The organism is Fulvivirga sedimenti (genome assembly GCF_020328055.1).
In genome coordinates, this window is record NZ_JAIXNE010000003.1 from 865,536 (window position 1) to 891,571 (window position 26,036).

At 45.5% G+C, this 26,036-nt stretch carries 23 protein-coding genes and 1 riboswitch; of the genes, 14 read left to right on the forward strand and 9 right to left on the reverse strand.

Annotation, left to right across the window (positions count from 1 at the left end):
* Positions 1–50 precede the first annotated feature (50 nt).
* From LDX50_RS16170 to argH, 9 genes are read left to right on the forward strand one after another with little or no spacing between them, the layout of a single operon-like run.
* A complete protein-coding gene (locus LDX50_RS16170) occupies positions 51–704 on the forward strand; it encodes a GNAT family N-acetyltransferase (protein ID WP_225698344.1) in 654 nt (217 codons plus the stop codon).
* Entirely contained in the window at positions 701–1,912 is a 1,212-nt protein-coding gene (locus LDX50_RS16175) for an argininosuccinate synthase (protein ID WP_225698345.1), read from the forward strand. The genes LDX50_RS16170 and LDX50_RS16175 overlap by 4 nt, the downstream gene beginning before the upstream one ends.
* Positions 1,905–2,867, forward strand: coding sequence for an N-acetyl-gamma-glutamyl-phosphate reductase (gene argC, locus LDX50_RS16180; protein ID WP_225698346.1), 963 nt, complete (start codon positions 1,905–1,907; stop codon positions 2,865–2,867). Before LDX50_RS16175 ends, argC begins: the two co-directional genes overlap by 8 nt.
* Entirely contained in the window at positions 2,867–3,694 is an 828-nt protein-coding gene (proC, locus tag LDX50_RS16185) for a pyrroline-5-carboxylate reductase (RefSeq protein WP_225698347.1), read from the forward strand. Before argC ends, proC begins: the two co-directional genes overlap by 1 nt.
* Positions 3,681–4,844 (forward strand): aspartate aminotransferase family protein, encoded by a 1,164-nt coding sequence (locus tag LDX50_RS16190; RefSeq protein ID WP_225698348.1) that lies wholly within the window; start codon positions 3,681–3,683, stop codon positions 4,842–4,844. The genes proC and LDX50_RS16190 overlap by 14 nt, the downstream gene beginning before the upstream one ends.
* A complete protein-coding gene (locus LDX50_RS16195; RefSeq protein WP_225698349.1) occupies positions 4,819–5,757 on the forward strand; it encodes an N-acetylornithine carbamoyltransferase in 939 nt (312 codons plus the stop codon). Before LDX50_RS16190 ends, LDX50_RS16195 begins: the two co-directional genes overlap by 26 nt.
* Positions 5,754–6,527 carry an acetylglutamate kinase gene (argB, locus tag LDX50_RS16200; protein WP_225698350.1) on the forward strand — a complete coding sequence of 258 codons (774 nt, stop codon included), beginning with the start codon at positions 5,754–5,756 and terminating at the stop codon, positions 6,525–6,527. The genes LDX50_RS16195 and argB overlap by 4 nt, the downstream gene beginning before the upstream one ends.
* Complete coding sequence (locus LDX50_RS16205; protein WP_225698351.1) at positions 6,520–7,584, forward strand: M20 family metallo-hydrolase; 1,065 nt, start codon at positions 6,520–6,522, stop codon at positions 7,582–7,584. The genes argB and LDX50_RS16205 overlap by 8 nt, the downstream gene beginning before the upstream one ends.
* Positions 7,585–7,588: 4 nt before the next feature.
* Positions 7,589–8,875 (forward strand): argininosuccinate lyase, encoded by a 1,287-nt coding sequence (argH, locus tag LDX50_RS16210; RefSeq protein ID WP_225698352.1) that lies wholly within the window; start codon positions 7,589–7,591, stop codon positions 8,873–8,875.
* Here argH and LDX50_RS16215 read toward each other — a convergent pair.
* Positions 8,864–11,158 (reverse strand): FdhF/YdeP family oxidoreductase, encoded by a 2,295-nt coding sequence (locus tag LDX50_RS16215; protein WP_225698353.1) that lies wholly within the window; start codon positions 11,156–11,158, stop codon positions 8,864–8,866. The two genes, argH and LDX50_RS16215, sit on opposite strands and share 12 nt — an antisense overlap.
* Positions 11,159–11,372: 214 nt before the next feature.
* A riboswitch (SAM riboswitch) is annotated at positions 11,373–11,479 on the forward strand.
* A 151-nt stretch (positions 11,480–11,630) separates the two neighbouring features.
* Between LDX50_RS16215 and LDX50_RS16220 the strand changes: the two genes are divergently transcribed.
* Positions 11,631–12,821: a trans-sulfuration enzyme family protein gene (locus LDX50_RS16220; RefSeq protein WP_225698354.1), complete on the forward strand. Its 1,191-nt coding sequence runs from the start codon at positions 11,631–11,633 to the stop codon at positions 12,819–12,821.
* A 5-nt stretch (positions 12,822–12,826) separates the two neighbouring features.
* Here LDX50_RS16220 and LDX50_RS16225 read toward each other — a convergent pair whose 3' ends face one another.
* The 4 genes from LDX50_RS16225 to LDX50_RS16240 all read right to left on the reverse strand — a co-directional run bounded on the left by LDX50_RS16225 (position 12,827) and on the right by LDX50_RS16240 (position 17,556).
* Complete coding sequence (locus LDX50_RS16225) at positions 12,827–14,584, reverse strand: glycoside hydrolase family 2 protein (RefSeq protein ID WP_225698355.1); 1,758 nt, start codon at positions 14,582–14,584, stop codon at positions 12,827–12,829.
* 103 nt (positions 14,585–14,687) lie between these two features.
* The gene (locus tag LDX50_RS16230; protein ID WP_225698356.1) at positions 14,688–15,056 is read right to left on the reverse strand and encodes a DUF7009 family protein; all 369 of its coding nucleotides are present in this window, start codon (positions 15,054–15,056) and stop codon (positions 14,688–14,690) included.
* Complete coding sequence (gene fdhD / locus LDX50_RS16235) at positions 15,053–15,886, reverse strand: formate dehydrogenase accessory sulfurtransferase FdhD (RefSeq protein WP_225698357.1); 834 nt, start codon at positions 15,884–15,886, stop codon at positions 15,053–15,055. The genes LDX50_RS16230 and fdhD overlap by 4 nt, the downstream gene beginning before the upstream one ends.
* Positions 15,886–17,556, reverse strand: coding sequence for a formate--tetrahydrofolate ligase (locus LDX50_RS16240; protein ID WP_225698358.1), 1,671 nt, complete (start codon positions 17,554–17,556; stop codon positions 15,886–15,888). Before LDX50_RS16240 ends, fdhD begins: the two co-directional genes overlap by 1 nt.
* A gap of 61 nt (positions 17,557–17,617) precedes the next feature.
* Between LDX50_RS16240 and LDX50_RS16245 the strand changes: the two genes are divergently transcribed.
* The 3 genes from LDX50_RS16245 to LDX50_RS16255 all read left to right on the forward strand — a co-directional run bounded on the left by LDX50_RS16245 (position 17,618) and on the right by LDX50_RS16255 (position 19,997).
* Complete coding sequence (locus LDX50_RS16245; RefSeq protein WP_225698359.1) at positions 17,618–18,325, forward strand: tRNA1(Val) (adenine(37)-N6)-methyltransferase; 708 nt, start codon at positions 17,618–17,620, stop codon at positions 18,323–18,325.
* Positions 18,326–18,443: 118 nt separating this feature from the next.
* Positions 18,444–19,571 carry an NAD(P)/FAD-dependent oxidoreductase gene (locus LDX50_RS16250; protein WP_225698360.1) on the forward strand — a complete coding sequence of 376 codons (1,128 nt, stop codon included), beginning with the start codon at positions 18,444–18,446 and terminating at the stop codon, positions 19,569–19,571.
* A gap of 174 nt (positions 19,572–19,745) precedes the next feature.
* Entirely contained in the window at positions 19,746–19,997 is a 252-nt protein-coding gene (locus LDX50_RS16255) for an RNA recognition motif domain-containing protein (RefSeq protein ID WP_225698361.1), read from the forward strand.
* Between the two features lie 43 nt (positions 19,998–20,040).
* Here LDX50_RS16255 and LDX50_RS16260 read toward each other — a convergent pair whose 3' ends face one another.
* Positions 20,041–20,562: a D-glycero-alpha-D-manno-heptose-1,7-bisphosphate 7-phosphatase gene (locus tag LDX50_RS16260; protein ID WP_225698362.1), complete on the reverse strand. Its 522-nt coding sequence runs from the start codon at positions 20,560–20,562 to the stop codon at positions 20,041–20,043.
* A 123-nt stretch (positions 20,563–20,685) separates the two neighbouring features.
* Here LDX50_RS16260 and LDX50_RS16265 point away from each other — a divergent pair, with 123 nt between their 5' ends.
* Positions 20,686–21,429 carry a polyprenol monophosphomannose synthase gene (locus LDX50_RS16265; protein ID WP_225698363.1) on the forward strand — a complete coding sequence of 248 codons (744 nt, stop codon included), beginning with the start codon at positions 20,686–20,688 and terminating at the stop codon, positions 21,427–21,429.
* On the opposite strand, the gene LDX50_RS16270 is transcribed toward LDX50_RS16265, so the two are convergent.
* Genes LDX50_RS16270 through LDX50_RS16280 form a run of 3 tightly spaced genes read right to left on the reverse strand, consistent with a single transcriptional unit; the run spans position 21,417 to position 26,013 of the window.
* The gene (locus tag LDX50_RS16270; protein ID WP_225698364.1) at positions 21,417–23,333 is read right to left on the reverse strand and encodes a RecQ family ATP-dependent DNA helicase; all 1,917 of its coding nucleotides are present in this window, start codon (positions 23,331–23,333) and stop codon (positions 21,417–21,419) included. The genes LDX50_RS16265 and LDX50_RS16270 overlap by 13 nt on opposite strands.
* Positions 23,333–24,112 (reverse strand): enoyl-CoA hydratase/isomerase family protein, encoded by a 780-nt coding sequence (locus LDX50_RS16275; protein ID WP_225698365.1) that lies wholly within the window; start codon positions 24,110–24,112, stop codon positions 23,333–23,335. The genes LDX50_RS16270 and LDX50_RS16275 overlap by 1 nt, the downstream gene beginning before the upstream one ends.
* On the reverse strand, positions 24,109–26,013 hold the full coding sequence (locus tag LDX50_RS16280) for a ComEC/Rec2 family competence protein (protein WP_225698366.1): 1,905 nt from the start codon (positions 26,011–26,013) through the stop codon (positions 24,109–24,111). The genes LDX50_RS16275 and LDX50_RS16280 overlap by 4 nt, the downstream gene beginning before the upstream one ends.
* Positions 26,014–26,036 lie beyond the last annotated feature (23 nt).

The window sequence follows — 26,036 nt, forward strand, 5'->3', positions numbered from 1 at the left end:
CATGCGCAATAGCTTTTATAATCTTTCTATTTAACTGAATACACTCTGTAATGAATCTAGTCATTACGGTTGCAAGTGAAAAACATCTTCACTTCGCCGAAACTATTTGTACATACATGCAAACTGCCGCTGAACAGCGGGGAACGGGAATTGCTAAGCGATCGCCTGAATATGTCTCCAAAAAAATGGAGGAAGGCAAGGCTGTAATCGCAATGGATGGCGACCAGGTCGTAGGGTTTTGCTACATTGAGACATGGAGCCATGAAAAGTATGTGGCCAACTCAGGTCTTATCGTCCATCCCGACTATCGGGGCCAGGGCCTGGGTAAAAAGATCAAGGAGGAAATTTTCAAGCTAAGCCGCAAGAAATATCCCGAGGCTCGAATTTTTGGTATTACCACCAGCCTGGCCGTGATGAAAATCAATGCTGAACTTGGATATAAACCCGTTACCTTTTCGGAATTAACAACGGATGAGGCGTTTTGGAACGGATGTCAGAGTTGCAAGAACTTTGATATTCTCACCCGCACAAACCGTTCACACTGCTTGTGTACAGGCATGATGTACGACCCTGAGAAGGCAAAGACACAGGCAGAAAAAGTAACAAAAGAGCAGCGCTGGCAGCGGTTTAAGAGATTTCTGTCCATAGAAAACTGGAAACCGACGAAGAAAATAATAGCAACAATCAAATCTTACGTATTATGAGTTCAAATGGTAAAGAAAAAGTGGTATTGGCGTTTTCAGGCGGACTGGATACGTCATACTGCGTAAAATACCTGATTCATGAAAAAGGACTGGAGATATACTCCATCCTGGTAAATACTGGTGGTTTTTCGGCTGAAGAACTGGAAGAAATCGAGAAGCGTGCATACTCCCTGGGCGTAAAGGAGCATAGAAATGTAGACGTTCAGCAAAAATTCTACGAGGATGCAATTCGCTTCATGGTATTCGGAAATATTCTGAAAAATCACAGCTATCCGCTCTCGGTAAGCGCGGAACGAACCATTCAGGCGGAGACTGTTGCTGAATATGTAAAAGAAAAAGGCGCCGACTACGTGGCACATGGTAGCACTGGCGCAGGGAACGATCAGGTCCGGTTTGATTTTATCTTTGAAGTTTTGATCCCTGATGTTAAAATTCTAACTCCAATCCGGGACCTGAAGTTATCCCGCCAGGAGGAGATTGATTACCTGAAATCACACGGTGTGGAGTCTTCCTGGGAAAAATCACGCTACTCCATCAACCAGGGGCTCTGGGGCACCAGTGTGGGTGGTGTTGAAACCCTAACTTCGAACACTGATTTACCTGAATCGGCTTATCCAACCCAGCTAACAGAGACTGAAATATCAACCCTGAAGATATCTTTTAAAAAAGGTGAAGTCTGCGGTGTGAATGACCGCAAGATGGATCCGGTTTCAGCTATAAAGGAAATCAGCCGGATCGCAGGGCCTTATGCGATAGGTCGGGATATACATGTGGGTGACACCATCATCGGAATCAAGGGACGGGTAGGATTTGAAGCGGCTGCACCGTTGCTGATCATCAAGGGACATCATGCCCTTGAAAAACATACACTCACCAAATGGCAGTTATACTGGAAAGAACAACTGGCCAACTGGTATGGTATGATGCTACACGAGGCCCAGTACCTTGATCCTGTCATGCGCAATATTGAGGCATTCCTGACTGACTCACAGCAAACAGTTACAGGAGACGTTTTCATCGAACTGCGACCCTACCATTTTCATGTCAAGGGAATTGAATCACCACACGATTTAATGACATCCAGTTTCGGTGCGTACGGAGAAATGAATAAATTGTGGTCCGGAGAAGATGTTCGCGGATTTACCCGGATCCTTGCCAATACATCCAAGATTTTTCACACCGTGAACAAAGACGTTTCGAATGACTGATTCAACAATAAAAGCCGCTGTCATTGGCGCCGCCGGATATACCGGCGGAGAGCTGATACGACTGCTTCAATATCATCCAAATACAATTATTACATCCGCCGTCAGTGAAAGTCAGGCGGGCAAAAGGGTATCCACAGTACACGGTGATATAACCGGTGACATGATTTTTTCTGCAGAAATTGATCAGGATGCCGACGTGGTATTTCTATGTATGGGCCACGGCAAAAGCAGGGAGTGGCTGCAGAACAATAAGGTATCGGGCAAGGTCATTGATCTCAGTCAGGACTTCAGATTAAAAGCAACTGCCGGGGATTTCGTTTACGGACTGCCGGAAATAAATAAAGCCGAAATAGCGGCGGCCAGTTATATTGCCAATCCGGGTTGCTTTGCCACCGCCATACAGCTTGCACTACTTCCACTAGCCAGTGAGAACCTGGTAAAATCAGCCATTCATATTAATGGAATCACCGGATCAACCGGGGCAGGACAATCCCTTTCTCCGACCAGTCATTTCAGCTGGAGAAATAACAATATTTCGTTATATAAAGTATTTGACCATCAACATCTTAACGAGATAGGAGAAACACTGGAAGGATTACAAGGCGATTTGCCGGAACTCCTCTTTGTGCCGGTTCGCGGAAATTTTACACGTGGGATCTTTATCACTGCCTATACCGAATACGACGGCACCCAATCCGATATTACTGATCTGTATAATAACTTCTATCAGGGTGCTCCGTTCACGCATGTTTCCTCCGGGGAAATACACCTGAAACAGGTGGTAAACACAAATAATTGCATGATCAATGTAACTGTTAAAAAAGGCCAGGTACTTGTAACTTCTGCGATAGATAATTTACTCAAAGGAGCTTCCGGTCAGGCAGTACAGAATATGAATTTAATGTTCGGACTTGATGAGAGCTCCGGGCTGAATCTTAAAGCTTCCTATTTCTAATGAAAAAACTCAAGAATATTGCCATCCTCGGCGCTGGAAATCTCGGTCTGGCGATTGCAGATGGTTTACAACGGGCGGGATTTCTCGCCGACAGAAAATTGTTTCTTACACGGAGAAACACGCGTAGCATTGAGTCCTGGAAGTCGGATAATGTAGAAGTTACTTCTGACAATAAATATGCTGTAGCAGGTGCGGATATTGTCCTTCTTTGTGTACAACCGCATCAGATTGAGCATCTTCTCAAGGAACTCCGCCCTGTGCTCGACAGCGATCGGCATATTCTTGTTTCTGTAATCACTGCTGTAGGAATAGAACAATTATCATCGTACGCGGGCGGGCCGTTTCCTATTATTCGGGCTATGCCCAATACGGCTATATCAGTCCGTGAATCGATGACCTGTATGGCCCATAACGGTGTGGCCGAATCGGTTCAGACAGAAGTGGAAAATATCTTTGCCTGTGTTGGAAAAACCCTGTGGATAGAAGAACCTCTGATGCAAGCCGCCACCGTGGTTTGCGCAAGTGGCATCGCCTTCTGGATGCGGTTTATCAGGGCAACAATGCAAGGCGGTGTACAACTGGGTTTTGATGCACATGATGCCAAGGAAATTGCGGTGCAAACCTGCCTTGGCGCTGCAAGTCTTTTGAACGGAACCGGCAAACATCCTGAAGAAGAGATTGATCGCGTTACTACCCCGATGGGATGCACGATCGTCGGTTTGAATGAGATGGAACACAATGGTCTGAGTTCAGCCCTTATAAAAGGACTGGCTACTTCCTTTGAACGGATTAACCAAATGAAAAAACCAGACAATGAACCTGTTTGATGTTTATCCGCTACTGCCAATTGAATTGGTGAAAGGGCGGGATTGCTATGTATATGATCAAAATGGCGTAAAATACCTCGACCTGTACGGCGGACATGCGGTAATCTCCATTGGTCACTGTCATCCGCACTATGTAAAAAGGATCAGGAAACAGCTCAAGAAGATTGGATTCTATTCCAACTCTGTAATTAACTCACTTCAGCTTGATCTGGCAGCGAAGCTGGGGAAGCTAAGCGGTTACGACAACTACCAGCTTTTTCTTTGCAACTCAGGAGCCGAAGCGAATGAAAATGCCATCAAAATTGCCGCATTTCAAAATCCGGGTAAGACGATTATTGCCTTCGAGAGGTCCTTTCATGGCAGAACTTCAAGAACCCTTTCAGTAACGGATAATGAAAAGTACCGTTCACCTCTGGACGATTTTGATAACGTGATCTTCATCCCCTGGAATGATATCGAAGCATTGCAAAATGCATTTCGCACACAGGATGTTTGTGCTGTTATCATTGAAGGAATTCAGGGACTGGGAGGTATATACGTTCCGGAAACTAATTTCCTGAAAAATTTACATGCAATGACCCAGGAATATGGCGCATTGCTGATATTGGATGAGGTACAATCTGGATATGGTCGAACAGGAAAATTCTTTGCACATCAGTATGCCGACATCCGGCCTGATATTATTACAGTAGCTAAAGGAATGGGTAATGGATTTCCGATTGGAGGTGTACTCATAAGCCCCTCAATTGAATCCTGGCACGGGATGTCGGGAACGACCTTCGGAGGAAATCATCTTGCCTGCGCAGCAGGTCTGGCAGTCCTTGAAGTCCTTGAATCGGAAAAACTCATTCAACGTGCCGGTGATGAAGGTAATCGCTGGATAGACGCCCTGCTGAATTTACCCGGTGTAAAGGCCGTACGCGGCAAAGGATTGATGATAGGTTTGGAAATGGACTTTGCAATCCGTCCCCTGCGGGAAAAGCTATTCCGTGAACATCATATTCTCACGGGAACATCAGTGAATCCCAACACCATCCGTTTATTACCGCCGCTTACAGCAGGGAAAAAGGAACTGGATAAATTAATCACCGCATTGCAGTCGGTGCTCAATGAATATAAAAAGCATGAATCAATTCACCCGTCTGAGTGACGTAAAAGATCCCGCAGCATTAATTAAGCGCGGACTGGAATTAAAGGCAAATCCCTTCACATCCAATGTCGGAGAACGAAAAGTGCTGGGATTGCTTTTTCTGAACCCGAGCCTCAGAACACGATTAAGCACGCAGAAGGCAGCCATGAATCTTGGAATGCAGGTAATGGTTATGAATATGAACAGTGAGGGCTGGAAACTGGAGATGAATGATGGCACCGTCATGAAAGGAGATGCCCAGGAACATATCAAGGATGCAATCCGTGTGATCAGTGAATATGTGGATGTCATAGGTATACGTACATTTCCCGGACTCAAAGACCGCTCGGCTGATTATGACGAAGCGGTATTATCGGCCGTTCTGAAATATGCCACAGTTCCGGTGATCAGCCTCGAGTCTGCGATCCGTCACCCCCTTCAATCTCTGGCGGACATGATAACCATTAACGAACTTGGAATCCAAAAACCCAAGGTTGTACTGTCGTGGGCTCCGCATCCCCGGGCGCTGCCACAGGCAGTTTCAAATTCATTTCTTGAATGGGTAAAGGTAATTGATGCTGAGATCATACTTGCCTGCCCTAAAGGATATGAACTGGCTGATGAATTCATCCAGGGAGTACCTGTTGTTCATGATCAGCTGGAAGCCTTTGAGAACGCCGACATTATTTATGGGAAAAACTGGTCGAGCTATCATCATTACGGAGAGATACTTCCGGTACAGGAAGACTGGACTATCGATGGCAGTAAAATGAAGGTCACCAATCATGCCCGCTTCATGCATTGTCTGCCTGTTCGCCGGAACGTGGTGGTATCAGACGATGTACTGGATAATCAATCTATAATCTATCAGCAGGCTGGAAACAGAACCTGGGCTGCGCAAGCTGTTCTGGAATCAATACTTGATCAGCTATGAACGATGTTACCGTAATTAAAATTGGCGGAAATATCATCGATGATCCCGTCTCACTGCAGAAATTCCTGCACAGTTTCAGTAAGGAAAAAGGGGCCCGGGTGTTGATCCATGGTGGAGGGAAAAAAGCAAGTGAACTCTCCAGAACGATGGGAGTCGAACCCAGAATGATCGAGGGGCGCCGAATAACCGATGCCGCCACCCTTGAGATCGTTACCATGGTTTACGCAGGACTCATCAACAAAAACATTGTGGCCCAATTACAGTCACTTCAAGTGAATGCGCTCGGATTAACCGGTGCAGATTTAAATCTGATTAAGGCCAGGAAACGCGAAAATGCGCAGGTGGATTATGGGTTCGTAGGCGATTTTGTTACAGAAGATGTAAATACCGGGCAATTATCCCGATTGCTTGAGAATGGTATCACACCCGTTTTTTGCGCCTTGACGCACGATATGCATGGATCCCTGTTGAATACGAACGCCGACAGCCTTGCTGCCGGCATAGCGATTGCCCTCAGTGAAAAATTCAATGTTCATTTACACCTGTGCTTTGAAAAACCGGGTGTGTTACGGGATGCTGAAAACGACAAATCAGTTATATTACAATTGGACAAAAATGAGTATTTGTCATTGAAGTCAGCAGGTAAAATTTTCGAGGGGATGATTCCTAAACTGGATAATGCATTCAAGGCGTTTGATAAGGATGTGGATGTCACAATCCGGCATGCATTGAATAATTCCACCGGAACAAAATTGATCAGGCATGAATGATCTTGAATCAGCCATCGTACTACTGAGTGATCTGATCCGGATTCCTTCGTACTCGAAGGAAGAAGCGGGTACACTCAGATGCCTGAAGGCATTTTTTGATAACCGGCATGTTCCCTATAACACCGTACGTAATAATATTTTTGCCGCAAATAAGCACTTCTCACCTGCGAAACCCACTCTGCTTCTTAATTCGCATCATGACACCGTCCGGCCCAATTCAGGCTATACGAATGATCCCTTTAAGCCAATTCTTGCGGATGGAAAGTTATTCGGTCTCGGCAGTAATGATGCCGGAGGAGCGCTGGTATGTCTTATTTTTACATTTTGCCATTACTATGATGCTGAGGACCTGCCATTCAATATCATTCTGGCCGCGAGTGCTGAAGAGGAAATCTCAGGACCCAATGGCATTGAGATGCTTCTTCAGCATCTGCCGAAAATTGATTTCGGAATAGTAGGTGAACCAACTTCAGGAGAAGTGGCAGTGGCTGAAAAAGGACTTCTTGTACTTGATTGTGTGAGTAGCGGTATATCGGGGCATGCAGCAAGAAATGAAGGCGAAAATGCCATATACCATGCCATTCCGGATATCGAATGGTTTAAAGGTTTCACGTTTGACAAAGTATCGGATATGCTTGGTCCACTGCATATGAACGTTACCATGATCCAGGCAGGCAGCCAGCACAATGTTGTGCCCGACAGCTGCCGGTTTACCGTGGATGTACGTACCACCGACGCTTACACGCTGGAGGAAACACTTGATATCATTCAGGCAAACGTGAAGGCGGAAGTCACGCCCAGGTCGGTGCGATTGCGCCCTTCATCTATTCCCCTGGATCACCCGCTTGTGAACGCCGCACGGAAGTGTAATTTCAAACTGTTTGGCTCCCCTACTCTCTCGGATCAGGCATTAATGAGCTTTCCTACCATCAAGATGGGCCCGGGTGATTCTTCCCGATCACATTCCGCTGATGAATTCATTTTTACAGAACAGCTGAAGCAGGGATTGAACGATTACCGCAGATTATTAGATATGTTGACAGACACTTTAAAATAACAGTATGAAGCTTTGGGATAAAGGTTACAGCATTGAAAAAAAGATAGAGCAGTTTACCGTTGGAGATGATCGGATATACGATCTTAAACTGGCCACCTATGATGTCGAGGGCTCGCGGGCACATGCGCGCATGCTCGCAAAACAAGGCCTTATTTCAAACGATGAGATAGCAGAAATTGAACAGGCACTGGACCAAATTCAGGGACTGATTCAGTCTGGTGACTTTCTGATCGAGGATGATTTTGAAGATGTTCATAGTAAAATTGAATACTTACTAACGGAATTACTGGGAGATGCAGGAAAACGGATCCATACGGCCAGGTCCAGGAATGACCAGGTTCTTGTAGATCTCCATCTGTTTTTTAAGGATGAACTCAGGGATATCACAGAGCTGGTGAAGAACCTCTTCGACCGGCTTATGTTGCTTGCCGATCAACATAAAGAAATTATTATACCCGGTTACACGCATATGCAGGTAGCTATGCCATCATCATTCGGATTATGGTTCAGTTCGTATGCAGAAACATTGATTGATGATATCTATTTCCTGCGAGCGGCTCAGCACATCGCAGATCAGAATCCATTAGGATCAGCGGCCGGATACGGGAGTTCATTTCCTATCGACCGTTCCATGACCACACGTGAATTGGGATTCTCCACAATGAAATATAACGTGGTCGCGGCACAAATGGGCCGCGGGAAACTCGAGCGAAGTGTAGCAATGGCAATGGCCTCTGTTGCATCCACAATAGCACGTATGGCCATGGATGTATGCCTGTATAACAGTCAGAATTTCGGCTTCCTCTCATTTCCCGACGAGCTTACAACCGGGTCGAGCATCATGCCTCATAAGAAGAACCCGGATGTTTGGGAACTTATACGGGGACGTTGTAACCGCATTCAGGCAGCTCCCACGGAAATAACCATGCTCACCAACAACCTGCCAAGCGGGTATCACCGGGAGTATCAGCTTTTGAAAGAGAGCATCTTCCCATCCATAGACTCGCTTAAAGCCTGTCTTGATATGGCCGAATATATGCTTCAGCATGTTATCATCAACAAAAATGCCGCGAATGATGAACGTTACCGCTACATGTATACGGTAGAAAATGTAAATGAAGAGGTTATGAAAGGGGCAACATTTCGTGATGCCTACAAAACTGTGGGCAAGCAGGTGGGCGACGGAACCTATAAGCCTATTTCAAATCTAAGCCATACCCATGAAGGCAGTATTGGAAATCTTTGCCTTAAGGAGATCCGGGAAAAGATGAACTCGGCCCTAAGCAGCTGAAGGAATAAGGCGGACAATAACAGATTTTGAAATCGGAGTTCTGCTCGTGTGGGCAAAATGATTGTAGGGAACCACCGAATTTGCTTCCGGAAAATAGGTAGCTATGCAGGTTGCCGGGATGTCATATGGAATGATGATAAACCCCTCTGCTTTTCTTTCAATGTGGTCATACTCACTAATAATATCCACTTTATCTCCGGAACGAAACCCCTGCTTGAGCATGTCCTGTTCGTTTATAAGTACGATACGTCGTTCATTGTGTATCCCGCGGTACCTGTCATTCAATCCGTAAATTGTGGTGTTAAACTGATCATGGCTCCGAATGGTCATCATGATAAATTCATTTTCAGACATTTGATGCGCCGGCAATTGATTGGCGGTAAAATGCGCCTTGCTGTCCCTGGTATGGAATTCACCTTCCCGGGCACCATTGGGCAGGTAAAACCCGCCCGGCTTTCGTACACGTTCATTATAGCTGGCAAACCCGGGTATGGTTTTTTCAATGGCATTCCTGATGAGGTCATAATCAGCAGACCAGGCTTGCCAGTCGACCTGTGAACGTTCGCCCAGCGCTGCCAGGGCCAGTCCGGCTACAATGGCCGGCTCACTCTTCAAATGATTCGAAACAGGCCGCTTATTTCCGCGGGATTGATGAACAACTCCGGTAGAGTTTTCCACCGACACGAATTGTTGCCTGCCATTCTGTATATCCGCTTCGGTTCTTCCCAGGCAGGGCAAGATATAGGAAGTTTGCCCATGGGACAGGTGACTCCGGTTTAGTTTGGTCGATACATGCACCGTAACATCACAATTCATCAGAGCCTTACCGGTGAGTTCAGTATCCGGTGATGCACTGAGGAAATTACCACCCATGGCCATGAAAAATTTCACTTTACCCTGATGCATTGCCTCAATGCTGCCAATAGTATCAAATCCTGTCTCTTCAGGTGGCTGGAAATTAAAATTCTCTTTCAATTTTTCGCGAAGTGATGGTTTCAGGTATTCCCAGATGCCAACGGTCCGGTCGCCCTGAACATTACTGTGGCCGCGAACAGGACAGGTTCCCGCACCCGGTTTTCCAATACTGCCTTTCATCAGCAGTAAATTGACCACTTCCCGGATATTATCTACCGCATTCTTATGCTGAGTAAGACCCATCGCCCAACAAGCAATAATTCTCTCACTGGAAGCAATCAAATCTGCAGCCTTCCTTACCAGGTCCTCACCGATACTTGTTTGCGCAATAAGCTCATGAAGTGAATATGATTCGAGGTCTGACAGGAAATCGGAATAGCCTGTAGTCTTTTGTTCAATAAAATCACGATCCAGAATCTGACCGGGCTGGTCGCGTTCTTTCTCCAGTAAGAGTTTCATGAGTGCCTTCAATAAGGCTACATCTGCATTTACACGTATCTGAAGATATAAATCTGTGATCTCTGTTCCGGACCCAAGCATATCACCAACATGCTGGGGATGCTTAAATTTTAATAAACCGGTCTCCCTTAACGGGTTTATCGCAATGATCTTTGCGCCATTAGCCTTTGCCTTTTCCAGGGCCGTAAGCATCCTGGGGTGATTCGTTCCGGGATTTTGCCCGATGATAATAATCAGGTCTGTACGATAAAAATCTTCGAGCGTAACAGAACCTTTACCGATCCCCACGGTTTCCGAAAGTGCGGCCCCACTGGACTCATGACACATATTTGAGCAATCCGGAAGATTATTTGTTCCAAACTGACGTACGAATAACTGATACATGAATGCCGCCTCATTGCTCGTTCGCCCTGAGGTATAGAAAATGGCCTGGTCAGGAGATGGAAGAGTTTTAAGATGTTCTCCAATTTCCGTGAAAGCTGTTTGCCAGGAAATCGGTTCATAGTGATCACTTCCAGGGGATAATTTCATCGGCTCAGTGATCCTTCCGCTTTTTCCGAGTTCATAATCCGACCATGCAGAAAGCGCACTCACTGAATATTTTTTAAAAAATTGTGGATCGGCTTTGGCAGTGGTAGCTTCCTCTGCCACTGCTTTTGCTCCATTCTCACAGAACTCTACAATGGCCCTGTCACCATCCGGATCAGGCCATGCACAGCCCGGACAATCAAATCCGTCGAACTGATTTAATTTAGCCATTGTACGAATTCCTTCCATAACACCCACCTGGCTAAATACATGGTGCATAGAAGACTTCACCGCCCTGATTCCCCCTGATACGGCTGCCGGATCTGAAACTCTCAACCCGGTGTAATTCACCGGCGGCTGAACAAAAACCTTCTTCGTCATATGGCTAAAAATACAGAGAATTTTACATTTCAACCACCCTGCACATTTAACCCTAAAATCAATGAAAGACGCCTTCAAACCGCCAATGCATTCATTTCTGCACGGTATATCTATTACGCGATCAGACCATGCTACTAACATTTTTTATTTGAATTCTTTGAATGTTAAAAAATTGAATTTATGATTGTAGCGTCAATTCCAAGAAATGGTGATTGATTTATAAAGAAGCGCGGAGAGATCAGGCTCAATGAAACGCTAGCAACCTCCCGGGTGTGGAACGGTGCTAAATCCTGGTTCGTAAGGTACGGACAGCTATAAATTTTAATTACCTTGAAACATTCAGTTAAATTTTTTCGCCATCCGCACTATCAGCCCACGGGTCTGTTCGGGAGGGATTGTACATTCAAACTTTTATTACTAAAAAAATGAAAGGGAAAGAGCCGTCCAGGTTCAGCTTCCGTTCACCTGCTTTATGAAATCACATTCAGAATCAGAACATTTCGAAACCAACGCGATCAGGACGCAGTCTGACAACGCTTCGCACAAGGAGCATTCCACTCCAATTTTCATGACTTCAAGTTTCGTCTTTGACGATGCTGAAAATGCACGGGCGATGTTTGCAGATGAAATTAGCGGTAACATATATTCACGCTTTTCCAATCCGAACAGCAATGAACTCGTTGAAAAATTATGTCTGCTTGAAGGCGGAGACGACGGAATAGCCACTGCCTCAGGTATGGCGGCCATGTACAGCAGTATGGCTGGCCTGCTACAGCAGGGCGATCATGTGCTTGCATCCCGATCCCTGTTTGGCAGTACCCATCAGGTTTTGACACAGATATTTCCAAAATGGGGTATTTCACACTCCTATGCCGATATCCATGATCCGGAATCGTGGGAATCACTGATCAATGAAAAAACGAAACTGATCTTTGTTGAAACACCATCCAATCCGGGTCTTGACCTTGTAGACCTGGAATGGCTGGGGAACCTGGCAAAAAAACATAACCTGATCCTGATTGTGGACAATTGCTTTGCAACGCCCTATCTGCAACAACCCCTGAAATATGGTGCACATCTCATTTGTCATTCAACCACAAAATTCATAGACGGGCAGGGTCGAACAGTTGGCGGCGCAATCATTGGCGACAAGGAACTGATTCAAAAGATCCGGTTTTTTTGTCGGCATACCGGCCCTGCCATGTCGCCGTTTAACGCGTGGGTTCTTTCAAAAAGCCTGGAAACCCTGGCTGTTCGAATGGACAGGCATTGCCAGAGTGCGCTTGCCATCGCAGGCCAGCTTGAAAAGCATCCTGAAATCAATTTTGTTAAATATCCTTTTCTCCCTTCCCACCCGCAATATGAACTGGCCAAAAAACAGATGCTTCATGGCGGAGGTCTGTTCACGTTTGAAGTGAAGGGTGGTGTTGAACGTGGGAGAAAGTTCCTGGATAACCTTCAAATGTTATCACTCACCGCGAATCTGGGTGATACCAGAACGATAGCCACGCATCCGGCCTCTACTACTCATTCTAAACTGAGTGATCAGGAACGTGCGAATGTAGGTATTACACCGGGGCTTGTTCGTATATCGGTGGGACTGGAACATCCGGAAGATATTATCAGGGATATCGAAAATGCCCTGAAGCTATCGGAATCTTAAGCCGATTATTCAGACAAAACTTCAATCACAGACTGATTGGCTTTTCGTACTCTTTCGACATTGAGCTTATTGACTTTTCTGTCATAGGTCATCAGGCCGTTCACTTCCATCTCCACATCGGTTGTCTGGGTGTAGATTGCTGCAGAAAATCCCATTTCAATCATTTTGGCAAGCATATCGGCATATTCCACATATTTATCGGTGGCTTCCTTAGAGGTTTTATATTGTATGTAACCCCAATTGCGGTCGGCATTCCATAAATGCCCGTCGATAACAAGCCCTATTCCCCCATATTCGCCAAGGACGGTCGCGCGTTCGGCATCGTACATATACATTTCGGGTTGCGGATAGTTATGAAGATCAAGCATGTCACCGACCCTGAAGTGGTTCCCTCCCGAGGCTGCATTCACCAATCTGTCCGGGTCATATTCCTTCGTAAAAGCGGCAATGTATTCGGTCTTAAACTGGCCCCATCCCTCATTAAATGGCACCCAGGTCACAATACTGGGATACGGCTGCAGATAATCCATGATTGCGCGCCACTCATTCCGGAAAATCCTTTCCGATTCCGGTGTCCGGAAAAGCTCTGTACCCTCATAATAATTTCGGTTCTGCCAGCTGTGTGTTCTGTCGCCGCTGGGCATGTCCTGCCAAACCAGCATACCCACTTGATCGCAATGCATATACCAGCGTGCCGGCTCAACCTTTACATGCTTTCGTATCATATTAAAGCCGTACTTCTTCGTTTGCTCAATATCATACTTAAGCGCCTCATCGGAAGGAGCAGTATATAATCCGTCTGGCCACCACCCCTGATCAAGTGTTCCGAACTGGAAGATATCCTTGTTATTCAACTGAATTCGCCAAATACCCCGTTCATCCTTCTTCCTGCTGATCTTCCGCATAGCCACATAGCTGTCGATTCGGTCGATGACCTTACTATTAGAGATCACTGAAATACGCATGTCGTAGAGATAAGGATCTTCCGGTGTCCATAAATGTGCATTCGGCAAAGAAACAGTAGCGTCCTGCCCTGTTGCCGCCATGGCTTCACCAACTACCTTTCCATCTTCGATTATTTCCACCTTGAATACATCACCATAGCGAACATGTTTAATGAAGGGTTGTACCTTTATCACCTCATGATCAATATCCGGGTAAATCTTTAAATTATCGACATAAGCAGCGGGAACCGGTTCAATCCAGACAGTCTGCCAGATACCCGTGACGGGGGTATACCAGATACCTCTGGGATTGCGCACCTGCTTGCCGCGTGGTTGCGGGCCTTCATCGGTAGGATCCCAAACCTTTACCACAACCTCCTGCTCCCCTTCTTTCAGGAAAGGCGTTATCTCGAACGAGAATGGATCATAACCGCCTTCGTGCGAACCAATCTTGATCCCATTTATCCACACCTCTGTCCGCCAGTCAACTGCACCAAAATTCAGCAGGATTCTTTCACCTTCCCAGTAGGGCTGTATGTTGAAATTGCGTCTGTACCAGACCTCCCGGCCTGATCCCACTTGTTCCATGATACCTGAGAGACTTGATTCTACAGGGAAAGGAACCAGGATTTTGCGATCATACTCCATCGGCCTCGCGGCGCCCTGTTCGGTCATCTGAAAATCCCACAGACCATTCAGATTTAACCAGTTATCCCTTTTAATAATCGGTCGGGGATACTCAGACCATACATTTTCCGGATCAAGTTTCTCTCCCCATTCGGTCTTAATTTTATCACCGGCAGGTTTCCATTGGGACATGGATGGTAAATAAATCAAGCTAAGAACAGACACAATCAAAAATCCACAGAGTGTAGATTGTGCAGGTAGGTTTAACAGCAGGTTTTCAAAACGTTTCATAGTATTATTTGTGCTTCCCTTCCTGAGGATTTGGAAACAGGTCCTCCTCCCCTTTTCGGGGCACCAGGCAGGCAAAGTCTTTTTCAACCAATATGTTCAGGTAGCTATTATCCGTCAATTTCTGGCGATGGTCAAATCCCACCTGTTCGGAGGCAGTCCATTCTCTGATCTGGCTTTCCGGAACGTTAACCGTAATAATATCACCGTTATACTCTGCACTAATCGATTCCACATCTGCTCCCTGCAACGCATAAATAAGCTTTCTTCCGCCAAAGTTAATGCTGTCTGAGACGTGCATATCTTCGGCCAGGTTAGCAACTTCCGACTGGCTCAGTCGAAGTCTCAGGCTGTTTCCAAGTATTCTGATCTTCATATTTTCAGATGTTCCCTCCCACAATATATATTAAAATTTCCCCTTTTCACGAATCCGAGAAGGGTCATATTACCTTGCTTTGCCAGTTCCACGGCCAAACTACTGGGCGCACCCACCGCTGCAACCAGCGGTATGCCAGCCATCAGGGCCTTCTGAATGAGCTCAAAACTGGCACGGCCACTGACCACCAAAAAATGGTCTCGCAATGGAACTTTATTCATCTCCAGCGCCGCACCGATCACTTTATCCAGTGCGTTGTGCCGACCGATGTCTTCCCTGAGCAGGATCAGGTCGCCGGATTTGTCAAACAACCCGCTTGCATGTAACCCGCCGGTATATTCAAAGACTTTTTGCCCCTTTCTTAAAAGGTCAGGAGCTGAGATCACCCGCTCTGCGACAAAAGTATAATCATTCTGAACAGAAGCACAGAGCTGCTTTACCTGATCTATGGACGTTTTTCCACAAACACCACAGCTACTGGAGGTAAAGAAATTACGCTTCAGTCTTTCAAGGCCGGGATCCACACCCGGCTTCAGGGAGATTCTTACAACATTGTCCCTTTCCCGCACATCCTTTACCTGAAGACAATACCGGATCGTCTGAATGTCATTTCGGTCTGTAACAATTCCCTCGGTGAATAAAAATCCCAGCGCCAATTCAAAATCATTCCCGGGGGTACGCATAGTTACGGCGATATCAGCTGTGGAACGATCCGACGGGTCACCATATTCAAGGCGAAGCTGCAACGGTTCTTCTACGGCCAGCAGATCTTTATCATGATTTAGCTGTCGCGTTCTCCAAACATCTACAGATGTTACCGCCGCCTTCATCAGGAAAGTCCGGTTATCCGGCCGTCGTTATCGATATCCATACCTGTGGCTGCAGGCAAAGGAGGCAGACCCGGCATACGCAGCATATTACCCATGATGGGAATGGAAAATCCGGCACCTGCTGCAATCTCTATCTCGCGCACAGTTACCGTAAAATTCTGTGGACGCCCAAGAGCACGTGGATCATCACTGAAGGAATTTTGAGTTTTTGCGATACAAACGGGTTTGTCATTCAGACCGATCCGCTCGATCTTGGCAAGGTTTTGTTTTGCCTTTGGAAGATATTCAATATCCTTTGCACCATAGATCTTACGGGCTATCGCCTCAATTTTTTCCTTGACCGACCAGTCCCAGTCATACGTACTTTTGAATTTTCTCGTCGTACGTTCTGCGGCTTCGGAGACCTTTTCCGCCAAATCAATGGCTCCTTTTCCTCCTTTCTCCCAGCCCTCACACAATGCCATAGGCACTTGTTGCTTTGCACACCAGTCTGTGAGAATTTTAACCTCTTCCGGCGAATCACCAGAAAACTTATTAAGAGAAACGATCACTGGCAAACCAAAGACCTTCATGTTTTCTATATGTCTTTCAATATTTACAAGGCCTTTAACCAGTGCTACTGTGTTGGGCTCTTTCAAGTCCGCCAGTGGCTGTCCGCCATGATATTTCAACGCGCGGATGGTTGCAACAAGCACGACAGCCCTGGGAGAAATATCCCCATAACGGCATTTAATATTAAGAAATTTCTCAGCCCCGAGGTCGGCACCAAATCCTGCTTCAGTAACGACATAATCGGTGAGTGACATACCCATTTTGGTGGCGATCAATGAATTGGTGCCTTGCGCAATATTAGCAAACGGACCGCCATGTATAATGGCGGGATTTCCCTCCAGGGTCTGCACCAGGTTAGGTTTGATTGCATCCTTGAGGAGGACAGCCATTGCACCTTCTGCTTTCAGGTCACGTGCAAATACAGCCTTCCCGTCATAGGTATCGCCGATATAAATGTTGCCCATTTTCTCCTTCAGGTCATCGATGTTCCTGGCCAGACATAGAATGGCCATTATTTCAGAAGCCGCTGTGATATTAAAGCCGGTTTCACGCATTACTCCACCTGGCTTACCCCCCATACCGGAAACTATATTTCTTAATGACCGGTCATTCATATCCATCACACGCTTCCATTCCACCGTTCGGGGATCAATTCCAAGATTGTCTTTTTTCGACTGAATGTTATTATCAACCAGCGCAGCAAGTAAGTTATTTGCCTTTTCTATGGCAGCGAAGTCGCCGGTAAAATGCAGATTGATATCTTCCATGGGTACAACCTGGGCATATCCGCCACCGGCGGCACCCCCTTTCATTCCAAAGACAGGTCCAAGCGACGGTTCCCTGAGAACGACTGTAGTCCGCTTACCAATCTGGTTCAAGCCCTCTGTAAGTGCGATCGACGTGGTTGTTTTGCCTTCGCCAGCAGGTGTTGGTGTCATGGCTGTAACAAGAATCAGCTTTGCCGATTTTACACGTTCTTCATCGATCAGCTGAATGGGCAATTTTGCCTTATATTTACCAAAAAGCTCCAGGCTTGATTCTGGTATATTTACTGATTTAGCTATTTCAATAATTGGCTTAAGCTCCTTTGATTGCGCTATGATCAGGTCTGATTTCATTATTTATTATTTTCAGGTTTAAGTGGCTACTAAAATTAGCAGTTATGACTGAATTTGCAGCATGAATGATCGCAAATCAAATTTCCGCTTCAAGGAATTCACGGTAGTCCATAATCAAAGTGCCATGAAAGTTGGCACAGATGGTGTTCTACTGGGAGCCTGGGCTGCAATTGATCAAGCCGATAGCATTCTTGACGTAGGAACCGGCACAGGACTCATCGCTCTTATGGCAGCACAACGGAATGCCCGCGCAGGAATTCACGCCATTGAACCGGATGAACCTGCGTATGCGGAAGCAAGAGAAAACTTCCAAAATAGTCCCTGGAAAGAACGGCTCACCATTGAGAAGGCAAAACTGCAGGAGCACATCGGAATGTATCAGGCAATACTCACAAATCCTCCCTACTTTCATCCGGGAAAGAATAACAAAGAATCCTCAAGAAATCAGGCAAGGCAGATGCATGAATTATCCCAAATGGATATAATCGAAGCAATGCCACGGCTGCTCACAGACGCAGGGAATCTGCATATCATCTTACCGGTAAAGGAAGGTAAGGATTTTATGGACCTGGCACTGGTCAATGGTCTTTTTCTGAATCGCCACTGTTTGGTTTATTCTGATCATGATCAGGCTGTCAGAAGAATGATGTCTTTCGGAAAAACTCCGGGAAGAATTCACCAGGAACATCTGTTCATCAGAAATAATGGAGAATACACCGAGGAATATAAAGCCCTTACATCTCCCTTCTACTTAGAATTGAAGGGCTAATTCCTGCAGGGAAGCAGGCTCATCGATAGATCATAATAATCAATTTTATCCGGCGTCATTTCCATCTTCAGGTTTCTGTTGTTGAAATCTCACCGTTCCGATGTAAATTAGGTGTTCTATGGCGCAGCAATTTGATACTATCGTGGTTGGTGCCGGTCCGGCGGGTGCAACTGCCGCACGTTATCTTGCTTCCTCAGGTGCGAAGGTTTTACTTCTTGAGAAGGAAAAATTGCCGAGGTACAAAGTTTGTGGTGGCGGATTGGTTTGGCGCGCACGCGAAGCACTGGAAATCCCTATCAATGATATTGTACACCAGGAATTTTACAGGATTGACTGGAAATTCCGGCATGATTTACATTATATCGTTGAAAGACCCTTTCCACTGGTATCCATGATTATGAGGGATCAGTTTGATGCATTTCTCACAAATGCCGCGGGTAAGGAAGGTGTGGTTATTCATGACGAGGAATCATTCGAATATTTTACAGAAGATGGTGAATCCATTTCTGTACGAACTGATAAAGATGAATACAGGGCCCGTCACTTAATTGCCGCAGACGGATTGCGCAGCAAAGTATTCAAACAGCTCAACATTAATGATCAGCGGATCAAAATACCAGCCATTGAGGCAGAAATAGAGATTGAAGATGGAAATGAAGATTTTTTCAAACAGGTGATCTTCGACGTTACTGCGATTCAAAAAGGATATGGCTGGATCTTTCCGAAGGCCAATCACCTATCTGTGGGTGTCGCTGCGATGCCCCATGCAGGCATGTCACTTAAACGAGCATTTTTCGACTACCTGATGAAAACCGGGCTGGAGCCGATCATCCGTGAAAAAAGACAATATGGCTTTCAGATCCCACTTTATCCTCACGGACAGTTATATCATAACAATATTCTTTTCACGGGTGATGCAGCGGGATTAGCCGACCCACTGGTGGCGGAGGGCATCTCGCATGCTATTTTTAGTGGCAAATGGGCAGCACGGGCAATCATTGAAAATCCTTCAACAGCTGCAGGTCCGGCTTATCAGCAGCTAATAAAGTCTGAGCTCGCACCGCAAATACGATCGGCACGTATGTTCTCAAAACTATTCTATGATTATCCCTCTTTTTGTGCCCGGATACTGAAAAATAAAGGACAGTATATTACCGAATATGTATCGGATGTTTTTGCCGGAACACGGCGATACCCTGATAATATAAATATGGTTGGGAAATCCATCAGGAAACTGATTCTGTGATATGATTCAAAGAAATTGTGCAACATTTTGTATTGATTTTTTTTATACCTTTGTTTAACAGGTAGATCGGCTGATTTGATTCGGCAAGGCCAGGTCCTAAAAAACTAAAACCTCTTCCGGCTTCTCATTCTTTTCTCCTTCCAAGAGTATTATTTTATTTTATCCTAATTTCAAATGAACATTTTCGTAGCCAAGTTGAACTTCCGCACAACCAGCGAGCAACTAAATGAGTATTTCTCCGCGTATGGCACCGTGACATCCGCAAAAGTTATTTTCGATCGTGAAACGCAACGTTCCAAAGGATTTGGATTTGTTGAAATGCCTGATGATGAAGAAGCAGAAAACGCAATTCGTGAACTGAATGAAAGTATGATGGATGGGCGAACCATCGTTGTGAAGAAAGCACGCCCCAAAGAAGAGCGTTAATCCATAGATATTTCCTGAAAGCGATCCGGAAGGGTCGCTTTTTTTATGCCTTTTCCAAAATCAGACCTGCCGCTTCGCGAAGATTCTCCGCATAATGATCGGCATTCACACTGTTGGCATATTTCACCTGTATCGTGTTCAATCCAATTTTTTTCGCCGGAACAAGATCCCTGTCTTTGTCACCAATCATCCAGCTGTAGCGCACGTCAAAATGATACCTCGCAAGGGCCTTTTCAAAAAGCAGTGACCCTGGTTTCCGGGTGAGACTTTCTGTTAATACCGGATGCCAGGGCGAATAATAAAAATGTTCAATGATGCCTCCGGTGGCTTCACGTATGATGTTATGGCAAAGTTCCATATCCTCACGTTTGTAGAGCCCTTTGGCAATTCCTGCCTGATTTGTGATCACAATAAGCCCGTATCCTGCCCGATGCAGATCTTTCATTGCATCAACCGCGCCTGGAATAAAGACAAAATGATCCGGAGAATAAACATAGTCGTCCCGGTCCATGTTGATCACACCATCCCTGTCGAGTAATACATACTTATTGCGCAATTGAATCATGTTATAAAGTTGTGTATTTCTTTGCTAAGTATTCCAATTTCCGGAATAATCTCTAAAATGGTTTCCAACGGCAATCTGATTTCCGTCGATTTTAGTATTTTAGCCGACCAGCCATGAACTGATGTGAAGAACGACAGCCTCATTATAATACCTACATACAATGAAAAAGAGAATATCGAGCTCATCATCGAGGCTGTATTTGCTCTTCCCAAGCGATTTGATGTACTAATAATCGATGATAATTCACCCGACGGAACTGCGGCGATTGTGAAGCATTTAATGAGCCAGGATCAGGAGGCCAGGACCATCCATCTTATTGAAAGGGAGGGGAAATTAGGGCTTGGTACTGCCTACATCATGGGATTCCGCTTTGCTATAGAACATGGCTATGACTATATCTTTGAGATGGATGCGGATTTTTCGCATAATCCGATGGATTTGCAGCGTCTTTATGATGCCTGTGCGATTGATGGAAACGATGTAGCGGTTGGTTCCCGATATGTGAGTGGGGTTAATGTGGTAAACTGGCCGATGGGAAGGGTAATCATGTCCTATTTTGCGAGTAAATATGTACAATTCATCACGGGAATGCCCATTAATGATACAACTGCCGGTTTTGTATGTTTTAAACGCAATGTGCTGGAACGAATCGACCTGGATTCAATACGTTTTATTGGATATGCTTTCCAGATAGAAATGAAGTTTACTGCACTTTCCCATGGATTTAAAGTAGCTGAGGTCCCGATAATATTTACAGACAGAACACGTGGAAAATCAAAAATGTCGAGCGGGATATTCAAAGAAGCTTTTTTCGGTGTTATACTGATGAAGGTGAGCAGCTACTTCAGAAAATATCAACCGGCATAATCCATCCTGGCAATTTTCCAGTTATCAAGGTATTTAAGCTCCTGGTAATCCACCATTTGTCGTATGAGTTCAATAACCTGTTCCGGCTCTTCGGGATCGAGCACATTGAGTATATATTCCACATCTCTGGGAGTTGAGTCTACCAGTTCCAGAATATGCTGCCGGAAACGCTCTTCTTCCTCTGCATGCTCACCTTTCAGTCTTGCCAGGCAAATGTCACAGGTCCCACATCGTTTGTCAGACTCCTCTCCAAAATATCGCTGAATAAATCGCGTTCTGCACATCTTCCTGTTACGGAAATATGCCGCCATAATACTCCATTTTTCAAAGGCCTGATCTTTTCGACTATCCAGTGCATGCTGACTAACCGAAAGCACCCGTACATCCTGCCTGGGCTGGAGAAACATGATCTGTGGATTATCTTTTCGCTGCTGATAATCCAGAATACCAGCTGAAACCAGGTAATTCAGTTCCTTATAAACACTTTCTACGGACATTCCCAGCAATTTGGCTATCTGCTGCTCATATATGGTTACATAATGCGTATACAATTCACCACCATATAAACGGAGCAGGCCTTTAATGAAGTTTTCACTTCTCTGATGGGCAATCTCAAATTTGTATACTTCTGTTTTATTGGCCAGAAAGATCGCCCTGGAAGGCAGGTGAATTCCCATATTCAGCTGAATCAATCCATTTTCCTCCAGCTTTTTCAGCGCATTGAACAAATCCATTGCAGGAATCCGATACCGTTCAGAAAAAGCAGAAATATCAAAATCAAGAGATCGTTCCGGCAGACTTCCAATTGCAAGTGAATAATAGTTCGCCAGTGCCTGGTATACGCGCTGTAGTGTTTCCTTATCAGGGTGTTCACTGTCAAGAATCTTTTTCTGAACACCCAGGTCCTGTTCATTACATATAAGGACAGCAAACGCTTTAAGACCGTCACGCCCTGCTCTGCCCGCCTCCTGGTAGTATGATTCCATGGATGAGGGAATGTCGTAATGGATTACAGTGCGTACATTCGCCTTATCAATACCCATACCAAATGCGCTGGTGGCTACCATTACTGTAACCTGACCGTTCACCCATTGCTGCTGTCGTTTCTGGCGCTCCTCTGCTGCCAGGCCTGCATGATAGAAAGTACAGGAAATCCCATTCATGAACAGGAATCGGGCAATGTCGGATGTCGACTTTCTGGATCTTGTGTAGACAATGGATGAACCTTCTATCTTTCGAAGGATCTCAAGGAGCTTGTGATCCTTATCGTCTTCCTCCCGTACCGCATAGGATAAATTCTTTCTTCCGAACGTTTCCCTGAAAACACCATATCCTTGCTTAAAGTGAAGCTGTTCGCAAATGTCTTTCTGTACTTCAGGGGTCGCAGATGCTGACAAGGCGATTACAGGAACCCCGGGGCAAAGCTTACGCAGTTCGGCAATTTCTCGGTAGGCTGGCCTGAAATCATGCCCCCACTGAGAAATGCAATGTGCTTCATCGACGGCAATCAGATTCACGTTCATCTTTGCGACCCGTTGCTGAAAAAGTTCTGATTTCAGGCGCTCGGGTGAAACATATAAAAAATGAATGGCACCGTAAGCACAATTATCAAGTGTTACATCGATTTCCCTCGAGGTCATCCCGCTGTGCAGGGCATCTGCGCGAATTCCGCGCCGGTTCAACTGATACACCTGATCCAGCATCAGTGCGATCAGGGGAGTAACTACAATGCAAATGCCGTCTTTAAGTAACGCCGGGATCTGAAAGCATACGGATTTCCCTCCGCCGGTCGGCAGAATTGCAAGCGTATCCTTTCCATTAAGAACATTTTGGATGATCTCTTCCTGACCTTTACGAAAATGGTCATATCCATATACCTTCTGCAGGACCTCAAGCGGGGTCATCACCAGTCCAATGATGTTTTATCCAAAAAAGAGGCAATGCCTTTCCTGCAATCGTCTGTTTCACGCGCATGGGCGTTCATCTCAGCCGCATATTCCAGTGCCTCGTCCAGTGGCATAGATGGTATCGCAGCGATCATTTCCTTGGTCAGCGCCATAGACTTTTCACTGTTTCCTTTAATTAAGCGCTCACTGAATTCAGCAATAGCAGTATCCAGATCACCTGAAGAAACCAGATACTGCGCAATGCCAATATCACAGGCTTCAGCCGCATCAATCAAATCCCCTGTGAGTAAGAGTTTTCTGGCTTGTGCCTCTCCGAGTTTACGAAGCAGAAAAACTTTAACCAATGCCGGAACAAATCCGATTTTTACTTCTGTATATCCAAACTTTGCTTCAGGTACAGTAAAAACAAAATCACATACCGTTGCCAGTCCGCACCCACCCGCAATAGCATGACCATGAACACGACCAATAACCACCTTTGGAAACGTATAGATCTTCAGGAACAGGGACTTGAGGTGTCGCGAATCAGCCAGGTTTTCATCAAAGGTGTTCGACTGGAGCTCCTGCAAATAAGCCAGATCGGCACCTGCACAAAACACCTTGCCTTCTGCACCCAGGATAACAACCTTACAGTCAGAATCCAGGGCAGCCTTGTCAAATGCATCCAGTAATTCTGTTACAACCTCTCCATTGAGCGCATTACGCTTGTCAGGCCGGTTCAAATTAATATATGCCCTGCGTTGATCTGTTTGGTATGTGATATACTTATATTTCATGATGCTGTTATTTTCAAAAACGTCCCCATCGTACGAAGGTCATGAATCTTACAACCTGTTTCTAATCCCCATTCCCTCCACATTTTTCGTTCGGAAAAAGATAACCCGGGGGCAAGGACGATGACCTGCCCGCTTTCAATTACGTGATTTCCCGGAATCGGTCCCCCGTTGATAATAATAATGTCAGCCGATATCGGCACGGTTAACCGTTCACTGGTTGAAAATACACGCGTATTACCAAATTTATATAATTGTTGGGTATAGTTGCCGTATTGAATTCTTTTTACTGATGAAAGCTCCCTGTTTAAAGGCACGGATTGGTCGGAAACAACTACCGACAGTACGGGTGAATCCATCCTGATCACCGGCATCCGGATGCCGCGGGATATTGTGATTTTATTCGTTTCAGCTAAATTACGGGGCAAGACCGTCAAGACAACTATTAAAAACAGTATTCCTGCCAACAGCCGGCGCCCCGGAAAATAAAACAAAATACCTGTCGAAATTATGATTCCAACCGCCAGCATCAGCGTTATATTTTGAAAATCCATGTACTGATACATTCCTTCCTGATCACTCAATAGAACCACAGCCTCATTCAATTCAGAAACCACATAGGATAGTATCGAAGAAACGCCCCTTGAAAAATAGGGTACGCCGAAAGAAATCAGACCCAGAACAGATAGGAATATGACAACGAATACTGCCGGTATGAGAACCATGGAAAAAAGAATACCTCCTGGTGAAATACCACCAAAGTAGAAAATAATGAGAGGCCAGGTGAGCGCCTGGGCTGAAATGGAAACAGTGAATATTCGCAGAATAAAGGCCAGGATTGAAGAAACATTTATCAGCATCTTTTCAAAAATCGGTTGAAAAAGAGCAATCCCGCAAACCGCTCCATAGGACAGCTGGAATCCAACTGTATATACCTGGAAAGGATCTGTGAGCCAAACTATAAATGCGGTTACCGAAAGTGTATGCACTATGGAAACCGGCCGGAGCATAAGCTTGCCAACGCTGAAAATCGTAAGAAACAATACTGCACGGAGAACCGACGGACTATATCCCACAACAGCCGCATAAAGCCAAAGAAGAATGACAGGAACCAGGATTTTTACCCATTTACCCACAGAATAATTAGGGACTTTGTGCAAAATCAATTGTATGAACAAAAACAATATCGACACATGCATTCCTGAAACAGCAAGGACATGCATACCTCCTACCCGCTGATAGGCTGTTCTAAGTTGATCGGAAAGAATTCGCCGATCTCCCAGCAGAATACCCTGAACCGTGGCCAATTCATCTTTTCCTGCCAGCATCTTTACCAATCGTCTTACGATTTCACCGCGAATGACCTGTACCGACCCCGAGGCAGGCTGAACTACAATTGCATTATCAACATAGATTTGTTTCCTGATATGACGATTTTCATAATAGGCACGTACATCAAAGGTTCCGGATACCGAACGCAGGGAGTCGATCCTGCCTGAAAGAAATACGAGCTCACCTGTCTTCAGCGCAACTTCTCCGTTGAAATTATTCACCAGTATCTTTTGATTGAACCGGCGCCATTCATGGTCCACAAGTATCGCGTATATTCTGGCTTCAAAGCGATGGTCATTTACCTTTTTCAGAATCCTGACGACAACGGGCCCTTTTCGTAGTGGTTGTTCATCAGTTAATTTGAAGATCCCGTAATGAACATAGCCCCCCAGAATAAGGACTACGGGGATAATGCCCCGGGCATACCTATGAATAAAATATTTTTGGCAGATCAGTGCTATGATAAGCATCAACAGAAGAGAACCTGCTACACAAAGATCCCCGGGAAATTGTCTGCTCAGGATAATCCCGGTAAAAAAATAAAGCGTAATTCTCAGGAATAATGTTCTCACGACAGAAGGTCGTGATCAGTACG

Bases quoted from the DNA above. Each gene is read 5' to 3' on its own strand.
- LDX50_RS16205 (WP_225698351.1), top strand. From the start codon at position 6,520: ATGAATGATCTTGAATCAGCCATCGTACTACTGAGTGATCTGATCCGG.
- LDX50_RS16220 (WP_225698354.1), top strand. From the start codon at position 11,631: ATGAAATCACATTCAGAATCAGAACATTTCGAAACCAACGCGATCAGG.
- LDX50_RS16190 (WP_225698348.1), top strand. From the start codon at position 3,681: ATGAACCTGTTTGATGTTTATCCGCTACTGCCAATTGAATTGGTGAAA.
- LDX50_RS16175 (WP_225698345.1), top strand. From the start codon at position 701: ATGAGTTCAAATGGTAAAGAAAAAGTGGTATTGGCGTTTTCAGGCGGA.
- argB (WP_225698350.1), top strand. From the start codon at position 5,754: ATGAACGATGTTACCGTAATTAAAATTGGCGGAAATATCATCGATGAT.
- LDX50_RS16275 (WP_225698365.1), bottom strand. From the start codon at position 24,112: ATGAAATATAAGTATATCACATACCAAACAGATCAACGCAGGGCATAT.
- LDX50_RS16225 (WP_225698355.1), bottom strand. From the start codon at position 14,584: ATGTCCCAATGGAAACCTGCCGGTGATAAAATTAAGACCGAATGGGGA.
- LDX50_RS16255 (WP_225698361.1), top strand. From the start codon at position 19,746: ATGAACATTTTCGTAGCCAAGTTGAACTTCCGCACAACCAGCGAGCAA.
- LDX50_RS16215 (WP_225698353.1), bottom strand. From the start codon at position 11,158: ATGACGAAGAAGGTTTTTGTTCAGCCGCCGGTGAATTACACCGGGTTG.
- LDX50_RS16240 (WP_225698358.1), bottom strand. From the start codon at position 17,556: ATGAAATCAGACCTGATCATAGCGCAATCAAAGGAGCTTAAGCCAATT.
- LDX50_RS16250 (WP_225698360.1), top strand. From the start codon at position 18,444: ATGGCGCAGCAATTTGATACTATCGTGGTTGGTGCCGGTCCGGCGGGT.
- argH (WP_225698352.1), top strand. From the start codon at position 7,589: ATGAAGCTTTGGGATAAAGGTTACAGCATTGAAAAAAAGATAGAGCAG.
- fdhD (WP_225698357.1), bottom strand. From the start codon at position 15,886: ATGAAGGCGGCGGTAACATCTGTAGATGTTTGGAGAACGCGACAGCTA.
- LDX50_RS16270 (WP_225698364.1), bottom strand. From the start codon at position 23,333: ATGACCCCGCTTGAGGTCCTGCAGAAGGTATATGGATATGACCATTTT.
- LDX50_RS16170 (WP_225698344.1), top strand. From the start codon at position 51: ATGAATCTAGTCATTACGGTTGCAAGTGAAAAACATCTTCACTTCGCC.
- argC (WP_225698346.1), top strand. From the start codon at position 1,905: ATGACTGATTCAACAATAAAAGCCGCTGTCATTGGCGCCGCCGGATAT.
- proC (WP_225698347.1), top strand. From the start codon at position 2,867: ATGAAAAAACTCAAGAATATTGCCATCCTCGGCGCTGGAAATCTCGGT.
- LDX50_RS16260 (WP_225698362.1), bottom strand. From the start codon at position 20,562: ATGATTCAATTGCGCAATAAGTATGTATTACTCGACAGGGATGGTGTG.
- LDX50_RS16230 (WP_225698356.1), bottom strand. From the start codon at position 15,056: ATGAAGATCAGAATACTTGGAAACAGCCTGAGACTTCGACTGAGCCAG.
- LDX50_RS16195 (WP_225698349.1), top strand. From the start codon at position 4,819: ATGAATCAATTCACCCGTCTGAGTGACGTAAAAGATCCCGCAGCATTA.
- LDX50_RS16245 (WP_225698359.1), top strand. From the start codon at position 17,618: ATGAATGATCGCAAATCAAATTTCCGCTTCAAGGAATTCACGGTAGTC.